Origin of the sequence: Campylobacter sp. 2352 PW (genome assembly GCF_024723575.1) — a bacterium.
Taxonomy (GTDB): domain Bacteria; phylum Campylobacterota; class Campylobacteria; order Campylobacterales; family Campylobacteraceae; genus Campylobacter_D.
The window spans coordinates 21,039-34,183 of sequence record NZ_JANQCX010000005.1 but is presented as its reverse complement, the minus strand read 5'-3'; the positions used below and the strand labels follow the sequence as shown (position 1 = coordinate 34,183).

13 protein-coding genes and 1 tRNA gene are annotated in these 13,145 nt (G+C 31.4%); 11 read left to right on the top strand and 3 right to left on the bottom strand.

Features of this window, described 5'->3' with window-relative positions; translation table 11 throughout:
- Positions 1–675, bottom strand: coding sequence for a helix-turn-helix transcriptional regulator (locus tag CAMP5121_RS03820; RefSeq protein WP_087700703.1), 675 nt, complete (start codon positions 673–675; stop codon positions 1–3).
- A 167-nt stretch (positions 676–842) separates the two neighbouring features.
- On the opposite strand from CAMP5121_RS03820, the gene CAMP5121_RS03815 reads away from it, so the two are divergent.
- From CAMP5121_RS03815 to feoB, 7 genes are all read left to right on the top strand, one after another.
- On the top strand, positions 843–1,205 hold the full coding sequence (locus CAMP5121_RS03815; protein ID WP_012661024.1) for a Rid family detoxifying hydrolase: 363 nt from the start codon (positions 843–845) through the stop codon (positions 1,203–1,205).
- A gap of 3 nt (positions 1,206–1,208) precedes the next feature.
- Positions 1,209–2,648 (top strand): C4-dicarboxylate transporter DcuC, encoded by a 1,440-nt coding sequence (gene dcuC, locus CAMP5121_RS03810; protein ID WP_337214836.1) that lies wholly within the window; start codon positions 1,209–1,211, stop codon positions 2,646–2,648.
- Between the two features lie 13 nt (positions 2,649–2,661).
- On the top strand, positions 2,662–3,831 hold the full coding sequence (metC, locus tag CAMP5121_RS03805; protein ID WP_337214835.1) for a cystathionine beta-lyase: 1,170 nt from the start codon (positions 2,662–2,664) through the stop codon (positions 3,829–3,831).
- 3 nt (positions 3,832–3,834) lie between these two features.
- Positions 3,835–5,199: an adenylosuccinate lyase gene (purB, locus tag CAMP5121_RS03800; protein WP_263726357.1), complete on the top strand. Its 1,365-nt coding sequence runs from the start codon at positions 3,835–3,837 to the stop codon at positions 5,197–5,199.
- 6 nt (positions 5,200–5,205) lie between these two features.
- A complete protein-coding gene (locus CAMP5121_RS03795; RefSeq protein WP_337214834.1) occupies positions 5,206–6,546 on the top strand; it encodes an MmgE/PrpD family protein in 1,341 nt (446 codons plus the stop codon).
- 92 nt (positions 6,547–6,638) lie between these two features.
- Positions 6,639–6,866, top strand: coding sequence for a FeoA family protein (locus CAMP5121_RS03790; RefSeq protein WP_039617512.1), 228 nt, complete (start codon positions 6,639–6,641; stop codon positions 6,864–6,866).
- Positions 6,866–8,890 carry a ferrous iron transport protein B gene (feoB, locus tag CAMP5121_RS03785; protein WP_337214833.1) on the top strand — a complete coding sequence of 675 codons (2,025 nt, stop codon included), beginning with the start codon at positions 6,866–6,868 and terminating at the stop codon, positions 8,888–8,890. The genes CAMP5121_RS03790 and feoB overlap by 1 nt, the downstream gene beginning before the upstream one ends.
- A 15-nt stretch (positions 8,891–8,905) precedes the next feature.
- Here feoB and tenA read toward each other — a convergent pair whose 3' ends face one another.
- Positions 8,906–9,571, bottom strand: a complete 666-nt coding sequence (tenA, locus tag CAMP5121_RS03780) for a thiaminase II (RefSeq protein WP_337214832.1) — start codon at positions 9,569–9,571, stop codon at positions 8,906–8,908.
- Positions 9,572–9,716: 145 nt separating this feature from the next.
- On the opposite strand from tenA, the gene acpP reads away from it, so the two are divergent.
- The 4 genes from acpP (at position 9,717) to CAMP5121_RS03760 (ending at position 12,275) form a co-directional block, all read left to right on the top strand.
- Positions 9,717–9,950 (top strand): acyl carrier protein, encoded by a 234-nt coding sequence (gene acpP / locus CAMP5121_RS03775; RefSeq protein WP_039617517.1) that lies wholly within the window; start codon positions 9,717–9,719, stop codon positions 9,948–9,950.
- Positions 9,951–9,978: 28 nt separating this feature from the next.
- On the top strand, positions 9,979–11,193 hold the full coding sequence (locus tag CAMP5121_RS03770) for a beta-ketoacyl-ACP synthase II (protein ID WP_039627924.1): 1,215 nt from the start codon (positions 9,979–9,981) through the stop codon (positions 11,191–11,193).
- Between the two features lies 1 nt (position 11,194).
- Positions 11,195–12,130 (top strand): acetyl-CoA carboxylase carboxyltransferase subunit alpha, encoded by a 936-nt coding sequence (locus CAMP5121_RS03765; protein WP_087700711.1) that lies wholly within the window; start codon positions 11,195–11,197, stop codon positions 12,128–12,130.
- A gap of 69 nt (positions 12,131–12,199) precedes the next feature.
- Positions 12,200–12,275 (top strand) — tRNA-Phe (locus CAMP5121_RS03760).
- Position 12,276: 1 nt separating this feature from the next.
- Here the strand turns inward: CAMP5121_RS03760 and CAMP5121_RS03755 are convergent.
- Positions 12,277–13,074 (bottom strand): ferritin-like domain-containing protein, encoded by a 798-nt coding sequence (locus CAMP5121_RS03755; protein WP_337214831.1) that lies wholly within the window; start codon positions 13,072–13,074, stop codon positions 12,277–12,279.
- Positions 13,075–13,145: the final 71 nt, after the last annotated feature.

Below are 13,145 nucleotides of genomic sequence, written 5' to 3'. Positions count from 1 at the left end.
TTAAAGGCTATTTTTAAGTTTTTGTAAATACCTATAGACGCTAGGTTCTGATATATTAAGCGACTTAGCAACTATAGGTATACTTCCTTTGATGTTAAAAATTCCTTTTGAGTGAAGCTTTTTAATAATTTCATCTTTTTGCTCAGTGCTTAAGCTATATCCTGAATTTAAATATTTTAAGTCTATGTTTTCGGCTAAAATATCTTCTATAGAATGACTAAGTGTTTCTATATTACTCACATTGTGTAAATTTACATTGTTTTGATTATGAATATCTAATAAATCACTAAAATCATTGATTTTTTCAAGTTCTATGATTTTACTAATAGCATTTCTAAGCTCTGTGGTATCGTGATTTATACATAAAATTCCCACAATTTTATTTTGATTTTTTATAAAAAAAGTTGATCCAGTAACAATCTTAGATTTTCCAACCTTTGCTTTATAATCACATAAAAAGTCTTTATTTAAATACTCTTTTTCTTGTACAAGCTCACTTGCAAAAGAGGTTAGTGGAGAATTAATTGTTCTTCCGCTAATGTGGTTATTTGCAATGGCTGCAATATATGAACCCTCATCTGAAATCACATGAAAAACGATTTCGTATTGATCTCCAAGCACCTGTCCTAAAAACTGAGTAAGTTTGATAAATAATTCTTTTTGTTGTTCATCCATGATCTAGACCTTTTTGTTGTTTTTTGTTATTTTACAAAATATTTTCATCAAAGTTGTTAATATTTACAACAATAAAAAAAATTATTATTATGATAAAAAAATATTGACAATTTATTATTATGATGATAATATTATATTATGATTTCATTTAAACACAAGGAGTATACATGGCAAATTATCCAAAGGCTATAGGACCATATTCAGCTTATAGAGAAGCTAATGGTTTGTTATTTATTTCAGGACAACTTCCTATTAATCCAGAAAGCGGAAATATAGAAAGTGAAGATGTAAAAGAACAAACAAGGCAATCATTGTTAAATATCAAGGCTATATTAGAAGAAAATAATCTTTATTTTAACAATGTGGTTAAAACTACTTGTTTTTTAGCTAACATTGATGATTTTGTGGCTTTCAATGAGGTTTATTCTGAATTTTTCGCAGCTCCATATCCTGCAAGAAGTGCTTTTGCGGTAAAAGATCTTCCTAAAGGAGCAAAAGTGGAGATAGAGGTTATTGCTCATAAAGGATAGAGCATGTTGGGTTTATTTTTTGCAGGATGTTCTGTATTTTTACTTGTTTTTATGCTCTATAAAAAAATCAACGCCCATATGGCGTTGCTTTTAAGTGGTTTATTCTTGTTAGCTTTAGCAGGAATTTTTGGACTTTCCCCTATCATTAGTGAAAAGCAATCTTTACATTTAGGTCTTTTTGATATTTTCCAAGTAGTAAATACTAAAATGTCAAGTACTCTAGCAGGACTTGGACTTACTTTAATGTGTATAGCAGGATTTTCTGCTTATATGGATCATGTGGGTGCAAGCTATGCTTTATTTAAAGTATTTGAAAGACCTTTAAAGGCAGTAAAATCACCTTATATTTTATTGCTAGTTTCATATTTTGTAATTCAGTTTTTAGTGCTTTTTATACCTTCACATGCAGGTTTAGCACTTTTGCTTATGGTTACAATGTATCCTATTTTGGTACGCTCAGGTGTTTCTAAGCTTTCTGCGCTTTCGATTATTGCAATTTGTCAATATATTGATCACGGTCCAGGTAGTGGAAATGTGATTTTGGCTGCAAAAACAGCTGAAATTGATCCTGCGGTATATTTTGTGCATTATCAGCTTCCTACAACTGTGCCTATTATCATAGCAGTAGGTATTGCGATTTATTTTTGCTCAAAATATTTTGATAAAAAAGAAAATTTCACATTTAACCGTGATGATGTTGAAAAAGAATTAGCAGAACATGATGGCAAAAGTGAAGAGCTTAAAAAGCCACCTAGAATTTATGCGATTTTACCTATTATACCTTTAGTATTAATTTTGGGCTTTAGTAGTGTTTTAGATAGCATTATGGTGTTAATGGGGCTTACCACTATGGAAGAAGTTAAAGCAGCTTCATCTACTGCTATTAAAATGAATGTGCCAGTTGCTATGATGATTTCAACCTTTATAGCGATTGTTTTTGAAATCATTCGTTATAAAAGTTTAATTGATACTTTAAATTCTATCATGGTATTTTTCAAAGGTATGGGACATTTGTTTGTAATCACAGTTTCTTTGATCGTTTGTGGTCAAGTTTTTGCAAGCGGACTTTTATCAGTTGGTTTTGTGGATACTTTAATAGGTTTTGCAAAAGATGCAGGTTTTGGAGTGCTTGCTATTATTATAGCAGTTTCTATTTTGCTTGCTGTGTGTGCATTTTTAATGGGTTCAGGAAATGCAGCATTTTTCTCTTTTGCGCCACTTATCCCAAATATAGCAAAATCTTTTGGCGTTGAAACCATAGCTATGATAGCACCTATTCAAATCATGACAGGTTTTGGTAGATGCGTTTCACCTATTGCACCTGCTATTTTGGCGATTTCAGCTATGGCTAAAGTAAATCCATTACAAGTTGTAAAAAGAACAGCTATTCCTATGCTTGTAGCTGCTATTGTTAATGTGATTATGACTTATGTTTATTTGTAAAAAAGGACTTAAAATGAATAATAAAACTAAATTAATCCACCTAGGAAGAGGCGATCAAAACGCCGAAGTAAGATCAGTTAATCCAACCTTAATGCGTGCATCAACCATACTTTTTAAAGATCATGCTACTTGGCAAAAATACCGCGAGCTAAGAAAAAATGAGCGTGTTTTGAGTTATGGTGCTAGAGGAACAGCTACAAATTTTGAACTTGAAAAACTAATTTGTGAGCTTGAAGGAGGCCATAGAGCGCAACTTTTCCCAACAGGACTTGCAGCATTAGCTATGGTGCTTTTAAATTATGCTAGCAAAGATGCTCATTTTTTAATCACTGATGCTATTTATGGACCTGTTAGAACAATTTGTGATTTATTTTTAACTAAAATGGGCGTAGAAATTGACTTTTTAAAAGCTGATGCTTCTGATGTAGAAGAAAAAATCAAACCAAACACAAAATTAATCCTTTGTGAAAGCCCAGGTTCTATACTTTATGAAATTATAGATTTACCAAAACTATGCGAAATTGCACACAAACACAATATACCAGTAGCGATTGATAATACTTATTCAAGTGGGTATTTTTTAAATCCGCTTGAGCTTGGAGTAGATATTTCAGTAATTGCAGCGACTAAGTACTTAAGTGGGCATTCAGATGTTACTATGGGTATAGTAGTAATTAATGAAAAAGAATGGAAAAATTTTGACAAATTACCAGAAACTTTAGGATTTACTACAAGTCCTGATGATGCTTATTTAGTGCTTCGTGGTATGAGAACTTTAGATGTAAGAATGAAAGCGCATGAAAAAAGTGCAGATGAGGTAGTAGAGTTTTTACAAAGCAGAAAAGAAGTTAAAACAATTTTTTATCCAAAATTAAAAACTCATCCAAACCACGAAGTTTTTATGCGCGATCATAAAGGTGCTAATGGTATGGTAACGATTGAATTTGCAGATGGTATTTCAAAAGAACAAGCTATTGAGTTTGTAGATAATTTAGAATATTTTTCAATTGGTGCAAGCTGGGGTGGATATGAGAGTTTAGCTACTGTTACTACTCCACCAAGAACTGCAACAGATTGGAGTGCTAGAGGGCCTTTTGTGAGATTTCATATAGGTCTTGAAGATAGTAAGGATTTGATTGCTGATTTAAAACAAGCATTTGAAAAAATAAATTTTAAAGGATAAAACATGGGTGTGAGTGTATTTGATATGAGGTTGCTTCAAGATTCTTGGAGCACTCCTGCAATGAGAGCTATTTTTAGTGAAGAAAATAGAATTCAAAAATGGCTTGATGTAGAAGCTGCCTTGGCAAAAGCTCAAGCAAAACTTGGCATTATCCCTAATGAAGCGGCTATAGAAATAGCTAAAAAAGCGCATTATAAATTTATGGATATGGATTTTATTTTTGCTGAGTTTAAAAAGACCAAACACCCTTTAGTGCCTACTGTGCGTGGTTTAGAAAAAGCTTGTGAAAATGGTCTTGGTGAATATGTACATTTTGGTGTAACAACGCAAGATATCATTGATACAGGCATAGTTTTACAATTTAAAGAAGCTATGACTTTAATCAAGCAAGATTTAAAAGATATAGCTAAAAATTTAGCAAAAATCGCAAAAGAACATAAAAACACTGCAATGATGGGAAGAACCTTAGCTTTACAAGCTTTACCTATAACTTTTGGACACAAAGTTGCAATTTGGCTTAGTGAGCTTAATCGCCACTATGAAAGAATTATTGAACTTGAAAAAAGATTATATGTAGGATTAATCGTAGGTGCAGTAGGAACTAAAGCAAGTTTAAGTGACAAGGCTAATGAAGTAGAAAAACTTACTTTAGAAAGCTTAGGTTTAGAAGTTCCTGATATTTCTTGGCAACCAGCAAGAGATCGTTTCATCGAGCTTGGTTATGTTTTAGGTAATATCAATGCAACCTTTAACAAAATAGCACATCAACTTTTAATCTTAGCTCATAACGAAATCGATGAAATTGCTGAGCCTTTTGGAAAAGGTCAAGTGGGAAGTTCTACTATGCCTCATAAAAGAAATCCTGCAGTAAGTGAAAATGCAGTGACTGTAAGTAATGCCCTAAGAGCTAATATTGCAATTTTAAGCGATATAGAAAGACATGAGCATGAAAGAGATGGTCAAGTTTGGAAAATGGAATGGAAGCTTTTGCCAGAAGCGTTTTTAATGCTTTCGGTAGTATTGGCAAATATGAAATTTGTTTTTGATGATTTAGAAGTTAAAAAAGACAAAATGTTAAAAAATCTTGATACGCTTAATGGCTTTGTATTGGCAGAGCGCGTGATGTTTGCTTTAAGTGATCATTATGGTAAGCAACATGCACATGAAATTGTTTATGAAAATGCTATGAGAGGCATAGAAAATCATAAAACTTTCAAAGAAGTTTTGCTTGAAGATGAGCGTGTAAATAAGGTTTTAAGTGAAAAAGATATTGATGTTTTAATGGATGCTACAACTTATGTAGGTTATGCACCAAAATTAGTTGATGAGTTCTTAGAAAAAATTGCTAATGCGCCAATTCTAAAGTAGGAAAAAATGTATTTAAGTGAAAAACTAGCCGAATTTATCGTAAATTTAGACTATGAAGCTATTCCTAGTGAAGTAAAACAAAGAGCAAAAGAACTTATGCTTGATGCACTAGGAACAGCCCTAGCTGCTAAAAATGAAGCTTGTGTTTTAAATGCAACTAAGGCTTTTGAAGCTTTAAGCGTAAATCCTAGTGAAAAAATTTGGAGTGAAGATAAAAAGCTTGATGTAATTTATGCTGCGATGGTAAATGCTATTGCAGCGCATGCCCTTGATTTTGATGATACTCATACTGAAGCTATTTTGCACGCTAGTGCTATTTTAACTCCACTTTGTTTAACTTATGGATTTAGTGTAAATAAAGATGGAAAAAAAGTTTTAAAAGCCTTTATTGTTGGTTGGGAAATTGCTGCTAGAGTGGGTATAGCAAGCAAAGGAAGTTTCCATAAACGTGGTTTTCATACTACAGCTATAGCAGGAATTTTTGGCAGTGTGGCTGCAAGCTGTGTTTTGCTTGATTTAAACAAAGAACAAATCATCAATGCACTAGGTTTAGCAGGAAGTTTTGCAAGTGGGGTAAATGAGTTTTTATCTAATGGGTCTAATTCTAAAGTTTTACACATAGCTAATGCTTTGAAAAATGGAATTTTAGTAGCAAATTTCGCAAAAGCTAATATGAGCGGTCCTTTGAGTATATTTGAAGGAAGGGATAATATCTTTAGAACTTTTGGCTTAGAAGATGAGTGTGATAAAAATGAACTTTGTAAGGGCTTGAATGAAATTTGGCAAGTAATGCAAGTTTCGTTAAAACCTTATCCAAGCTGTCATTTTGCACATGGGCTTATTGATTGTGCTATGAGTTTAAGAAATGATGGCTTAAAAGCACAAGATATCAAAAGTATACATTGCTTTGTAGATGAGGTGCCAATTTCATTTATCTGTGATCCAATAGAAGCAAAATACACTCCACAAAGTGCTTATGCGGCCAAATTTTCTATGCCTTTTTTAATGGCTTTGGCATTTTTTGATGGCAAGATCACTTTAAAATCTTATGAAGATTTAAGCAGGAGTGAAGTGATAGAATTTGCTAAAAAAATTAGCTATGAAAAGAAAAAATCTAGTGGTTTCCCTAAATACTTTCCAGGGCATTTAGAAGCTGTTTTAAATGATGGAAGAGTAATTAAAAAAGATGTGTTTATAAATAAAGGAAATTTTGATAATCCTTTAAGTTTTGATGAATTAAAAGATAAATTTCTTTCTAATGCTAGCATAGCACTTTCTTTAGAAAAGGCTGAGGAATTAGTCAAAAAGCTCCAAAATTTAGAAAATCTAAATGAATTTGATTTCTAGCAATCTCATTTTTTGAGATTGCTTATTATTTTAAAAAAGAAATAATTTAATTTTTTATATAATGTTTTATCTTAGTTTTTGTAAGGAAAAACATGACTTTAGATACATTAAAAGATAATGAAGAAGCTCTTATAGTAGGCTTTGAAGCAGATAAACAACTCCAAGCAAGACTTTTTAGTTTTGGTTTTGCAAAAAACAAAAAAGTTAAAAAAATTCGCTCTTCTATTGCAAATTCTACTATTATGGTAGAACTTGATACAACTTGCGTGATTTTACGCTCAAGTGAAGCAAAAATAATACAAATTTCAAAAGAGTTTTAATGAAAGAAATCATCGTTGCTTTAGTAGGTCAGCCAAATGTTGGTAAAAGTTTATTAATTAACGCGCTTTGTAAAGCTAATATGAAAGTTGGAAATTTTAGCGGTGTTACAGTTGAAAAGGCTGAGGCTAGATTAATTTATAAAAATTATGAGTTTAAATTTATAGATTTACCAGGAACTTATGCATTAGATGGTTATAGTGAAGAAGAAAAAATCACAAAAGAATTTTTAAAAAAGGGTAATTTTGATCTTGTGGTAAATGTGCTTGATTCTACAAATTTGGAGCGTAATTTGATTTTGAGTGCGTCTTTAATAGAGGCTAAAATTAAAATGATTATGGCTTTAAATATGCAAGATGAAGCTAAAAATGAGGGTTTTAGTATAGATTTTAAAATTTTATCCCAACTTCTAAATACGCCTTGTCTTGGCGTGTGCGCTAAAACCAAAGAAAATCTAAATACACTTTTGGATTTAATCATTTCAACCCATGAAGCTAAATTCGAAGCCAAAGAGCGTGTTTATAGTGATATCATAGAAGAAGAACTCACAAAAATAAGTGAATTTTTAAATCAAAATGAAATTACTTATTTAGATTTTTCTACAAAAGATTTGGCGCTTGCTTTACTTAAAAATGAAGCTAATATAGTCATTTCGCACGCTTTGAGAAAAATACTTGATGAAGCTTTAGAAAAAATTTATATGGCATATCATAGCAAAGATATGGAAAGTATTTTTAAAGAAGAGCTGATTGCTTTTGCAAATGGTATATGTGCTAAGGTTTTAAGTAAGGGTGTTAAGTATAAAAATCATACCAAAGAAATAGATTCTATTTTAATTAATAAATTTTTAGGAATTCCTATATTTTTGTTTTTTATGTGGGCTTTATTTCAACTAACCTTTACTTTAGGGCAAATTCCTATGGATTATATAGAAATGTTTTTTGCTAATTTAGGCGATATGGTAAAAAATAATATTAGCAATGAATTCATCGCTTCAGCCTTAGCTGATGGTGTTTTAGGTGGGGTTGGTGCGGTTATAACTTTTTTACCAAATATTATGATTTTATTTTTTGGCATAGCCTTACTTGAAACAACTGGATATATGGCTAGGGTTGCATTTTTACTAGATGGAATTTTATATAAATTTGGCTTACATGGTAAAAGTTTTATCCCTTTAATCACGGGTTTTGGTTGCTCGGTGCCTGCTTTTATGGCTACAAGAACTTTAAAAAATAAAAAAGATAGATTATTAACTCTTTTTATTATTAATTTTATGAGTTGTGGTGCAAGACTTCCTGTATATGTGCTTTTTGTTGGAGTGTTTTTTCCTGCTGATGTGGCGGGAAATTATCTTTTTGGGATTTATCTTTTGGGTGCGTTTTTGGGTTTAATTGCAGCTAAGATTTTAAGAATGAGTGCTTTTAGAGGACAAGATGAACCTTTTGTGATGGAAATGCCAAAATATAGAATGCCAAATTGGAATTTGGTATGGTTTATGGTGTTTAACAAAGCCAAAATGTATTTAAAAAAAGCAGGAACATTTATTTTAATAGCTTCTTTGCTTATTTGGTTTGCAAGTAATTTTCCTGCACAAGAAAATAATACCCAAGATGCTTTAACTCAAGAGCTTCAGATAGAAAATAGTTATCTTGGACAATTTGGCAAAGCAATAGAGCCTATTTTTGCACCACTTGGCTTTGACTGGAAACTTAGTGTATCTTTGGTAAGTGGTTTAGCTGCTAAAGAAGTGATGATTTCTACTATGGGTGTGCTTTATTCTTTAGGTGATGAAGTTGATGAGACAAGTTTAAATTTACAAGAAGCTATAAAAGAAAACATCCCTTTTAGCACAGCAGTAGCTTTTATACTTTTTGTTATGATTTATAATCCTTGCTTTGCAGCAACTATAGTTTTTGCTAAAGAAGCGGGAAATAAAAAATATGCATGGTATCTTTTTATATTCACATCTTTATGTGCGTATTTGGTTGCTTTTGTAGGGATTAATATTGCTAAATTGATAATTTAATCATCCTTATGATGATTAAATTTCCATTTTTTGCTCTAAAGAGTGTTGCCAAAAGGCCGTTTCAAGTCTTATAGTAGTATAAAAAATTTCGTTTAATTTTTTAAATTTTTCTTCACTAATGCTATTTGCATAAGAATTAAAAAAGTCTTTAAATTCTTTAATTTCATCTTGAAATTCTTTTCCCGCATAGGTTAAAATCCACTCTTTGTAAGGATGGTTTTCTAAGTTTTTTTCATTAAGTCCTTTATAAATTTCTTTTCCTATGTATGCATAACCTATAGCACAAGCACTCAAAGCACACAGCATATCTAAATAATCTCCATTTTGTCCCACACTTAGTAAATACCTTGTATAGGCAATATTAGTTAAACTTTCATCTTTATAGTCTAGTTTTTCTACATCAATACCTAGCTTTAAAATACTTCTGTGAAGTTCCAATTCTCCTTCTAAAGTGTAATTTTGATTTTTAATGGCAAATTGAATTTCTTTAGCATTATTTGCATTTAAAGCAAGCAAAGCATAGCATTTTGCATAATTATTTAAAAAGATATAATCTTGTTTAAGATAAAACAAAAATACATCTTTTTCTAAAGTGCCATTTTGAAGTTTTTTTACAAATTCATGATAGATGTATTGATCCCAAGTTTTTTTATTTTCTTTTATAAGTCTATCCAAAAGCATCAATTTCCTTTGTTAAAAATTAAGCTTTTATTTAAACACAGATAATTAAATTTTTCGTAATAATCTTTAATTTTTAACTTTTTAAACAAGAAATTTATTTTTTTATTGTAAAATGCGTTTTAATTTTTTAAACTAGGAGATAAAAATGGCAATTTTTGATGATGTAAAAAAAGTAGTTGTTGAGCAACTTAGTGTTGATGAAGATGCAGTTAAAATGGAATCTAAAATCATTGAAGATTTAGGTGCAGATTCTTTAGATGTTGTTGAATTAGTTATGGCTTTAGAAGAAAAATTTGATGTAGAAATTCCAGACAGTGATGCTGAAAAACTAGTAAAAATTGAAGATGTTGTTAATTATATAGAAAATCTTCAAAAATAATTTTAATTTTTAAAATAAGGAGTGCGGTTTGAAACGCGTTGTAGTAACAGGTATAGGAATGATCAATGCCCTTGGCTTAGACAAAGATAGCTCATTTAAAGCGATTTGTGATGGTAAAAGCGGCGTTGATAAAATCACTCTTTTTGATACCACTGATTTTCCAGTGCAAATTGCTGCTGAAGTAAAAAATTTTGATCCTTTAAGTGTTTGTGATGCTAAAGAGGTTAAAAAAATAGATCGTTTTATACAACTTGGTATTAAAGCAGCAAGAGAAGCTATGGAAGATGCTAAATTTGATGAAACTTTAAACAAAGAAGAATTTGGTGTAGTTTCAGCAGCTGGTATAGGTGGTTTACCAAATATAGAAAAAAATTCCGTTACTTGCGCACAGCGTGGACCACGTAAAATTACTCCTTTTTTCATACCATCAGCTTTAGTTAATATGCTTGGTGGGATTATTTCAATCGAGCATGGATTACAAGGACCAAATATCTCATGCGTAACTGCTTGTGCAGCGGGAACTCATGCCATAGGCGAAGCTTATAAAAGCATAGCTTTGGGCAATGCAGATAAAATGCTTGTAGTAGGCGCTGAAGCAGCCATTTGTGCTGTGGGTATAGGTGGCTTTGCTGCTATGAAAGCTCTTTCTACTAGAAATGATGATCCAGCTAAGGCTTCAAGACCATTTGACAAAGAAAGAGATGGTTTTGTAATGGGTGAGGGTGCTGGTGCTTTAGTGTTTGAAGAGTATGAGGCTGCTAAAAAGCGTGGAGCTAAAATTTATGCTGAGTTAGTAGGTTTTGGTGAAAGTGCGGATGCACATCATATCACTTCGCCTACTTTAGAAGGGCCATTGCGTGCTATGAAAAAAGCTTTAAAAATGGCAGGAAATCCAAAAGTAGATTATATTAATGCGCACGGAACTTCTACCCCGGTAAATGATAAAAATGAAACGGCAGCTATTAAAGAACTTTTCAAAGATCAAATTCCTTTAGTTAGTTCTACAAAAGGTCAAACAGGCCATTGCTTAGGTGCTGCTGGAGCTATTGAAGCTGTTATTTCTTTAATGGCACTTGATCAAGGTATATTACCGCCAACTATCAATCAAATCGTAGCAGATGAAAACTGTGATCTTGACTATATACCAAATACTGCAAGAAAAAGCGAAGTTAATGTTGTAATGAGCAATTCTTTTGGTTTTGGTGGAACAAATGGTTGTGTGATTTTCAAAAAAGTAGATTAATATGGCTTCTTATTTAGATTTTGAAAAAAATATTCAGCAAATTGATGAAGATTTGGCAAATGCTAAAATCAAAGGCGATGATGAAGCAGTAAAAATTTTAGAAAAAAACCTTGAAAAAGAAACTCAAAAAGTTTATAAAAATTTAAGCGACTACCAACGCTTACAGCTTGCAAGACATCCTGATCGTCCTTATGCACTTGATTATATTCAAGCTATATTAAGTGATGCTTATGAAATTCATGGTGATCGTGCTTTTAGAGATGATCCTGCTATTGTGTGTTATGCGGGCTATATAGGTGGTAAAAAAATTATTGTTATAGGTGAGCAAAAAGGTAGAGGTACTAAAGATAAACTTCATAGAAATTTTGGTATGCCTCATCCTGAAGGTTATAGAAAAGCTCTAAGAGTAGCAAAAATGGCTGAAAAATTTGACATACCAGTATTATTTTTAGTGGATACTCCGGGTGCTTATCCAGGAGTGGGTGCTGAAGAACGTGGTCAAAGTGAGGCTATAGCTAGAAATTTATATGAATTAAGCGCTCTTAAAACAATCACTATAGCAGTAGTTATAGGCGAAGGTGGAAGTGGTGGTGCTTTGGCTATAGGAGTAGCTGATAAACTTGCTATGATGAAAAATTCAGTTTTTTCTGTGATTTCACCTGAGGGTTGTGCTGCTATTTTATGGAATGATCCATCAAAAAGTGAAGCTGCTACTAAGGCGATGAAAGTAACTGCTGATGATTTAAAAACCCAAGGTTTGATCGATGATGTTATCGAAGAGCCAATGAGTGGAGCTCATAGAGATAAAGAAAACGCGATTAAAAATTTAAGTGATTATGTCTTAAAAGCTATAGAAGAATTAGAACAATACGATAAACGCGAATTAGCTGCATTAAGAATGCAAAAAATCTTTAAATTTGGAGCTTTTTCTGAATAATTTGCATTTTTATGCAAATTTCAACTTTTTTTAAAAAAAACTATTGTATAATTACAACTTCAATTCAGTGGTTGGATAGCTCAGTCGGTAGAGCAGCAGACTGAAAATCTGCGTGTCGGCAGTTCGATTCTGCCTCTAACCACCATTCATTTTCTATTATAAAAATCATCTAATTCTCGAAGTTCATTTTCGTTAAATCCTGCTTGAATTCTAGCTGTTTTATTATATACTTTTCCTAAAAGGTTAAATTCTTTATATTTGGCACAAAGATCAAGGTAGTTATCATTTTCATTTTTTGCATAATTCCACCAAAAATCCCCTTTATTTACATGTTTAATCTCATCATTTAATATAATGGTAAAAATTTCACTAAATAAACTTTTTATAGGATGATTAGTGGTGTTTAATTTTTCTAAAACAAAAGGATTAGCATCAAGTCCTTTTGCTTCAAGTCCTCTATGTACTATACCCATTCTGTGAGCAAGATTATCTTTGGTTAAGAATAAGGCCTTTTCAAGATTATCATGTGCATGGAAATCTCCATATTTAAAACCAAGTTCATTTAAAGTTTTTTCTAAAAGTAAAAAATGCTTAATTTCCTCATCAGCTACTTCAAGCCAATCTTGATAAAATTTCAATGGCAAGTTTTTAAATCTATAACTAGCATCTAAAGCCAAATTTATAGCACTATATTCTATATGTGCAACTGAATGTAAGATTTTAGCTAAAGATAAAGTACTATTTGCTTCTTTTGGACGTCTTATTTTCATAGGATGAAGGATTTTAATTTGTGAGTTTTCACAAATGATCGCTTCATGGGAATGATTAAAATTATACAAATTAGATTTAAAATTTTCATAAAATTCATTAAATAATTCAATCTTTTTAAAAATATCCTTGTGATATAAAATTTTTTCTAATTCTTCAAAGAAATTTCTTTTCATTTTTAAACCTTGTTAAATATTATATAAGATAAAAAAGTATAATATAAAAATTTTGAAAATTTAAAAAGGTT

Excerpts from the sequence above, each read along its gene's own strand:
- CAMP5121_RS03765 (WP_087700711.1), top strand. The coding sequence starts at position 11,195 with ATGGCTTCTTATTTAGATTTTGAAAAAAATATTCAGCAAATTGATGAA.
- CAMP5121_RS03790 (WP_039617512.1), top strand. The coding sequence starts at position 6,639 with ATGACTTTAGATACATTAAAAGATAATGAAGAAGCTCTTATAGTAGGC.
- tenA (WP_337214832.1), bottom strand. The coding sequence starts at position 9,571 with ATGCTTTTGGATAGACTTATAAAAGAAAATAAAAAAACTTGGGATCAA.
- acpP (WP_039617517.1), top strand. The coding sequence starts at position 9,717 with ATGGCAATTTTTGATGATGTAAAAAAAGTAGTTGTTGAGCAACTTAGT.
- CAMP5121_RS03815 (WP_012661024.1), top strand. The coding sequence starts at position 843 with ATGGCAAATTATCCAAAGGCTATAGGACCATATTCAGCTTATAGAGAA.
- CAMP5121_RS03820 (WP_087700703.1), bottom strand. The coding sequence starts at position 675 with ATGGATGAACAACAAAAAGAATTATTTATCAAACTTACTCAGTTTTTA.
- metC (WP_337214835.1), top strand. The coding sequence starts at position 2,662 with ATGAATAATAAAACTAAATTAATCCACCTAGGAAGAGGCGATCAAAAC.
- dcuC (WP_337214836.1), top strand. The coding sequence starts at position 1,209 with ATGTTGGGTTTATTTTTTGCAGGATGTTCTGTATTTTTACTTGTTTTT.
- CAMP5121_RS03795 (WP_337214834.1), top strand. The coding sequence starts at position 5,206 with ATGTATTTAAGTGAAAAACTAGCCGAATTTATCGTAAATTTAGACTAT.
- CAMP5121_RS03755 (WP_337214831.1), bottom strand. The coding sequence starts at position 13,074 with ATGAAAAGAAATTTCTTTGAAGAATTAGAAAAAATTTTATATCACAAG.
- feoB (WP_337214833.1), top strand. The coding sequence starts at position 6,866 with ATGAAAGAAATCATCGTTGCTTTAGTAGGTCAGCCAAATGTTGGTAAA.
- purB (WP_263726357.1), top strand. The coding sequence starts at position 3,835 with ATGGGTGTGAGTGTATTTGATATGAGGTTGCTTCAAGATTCTTGGAGC.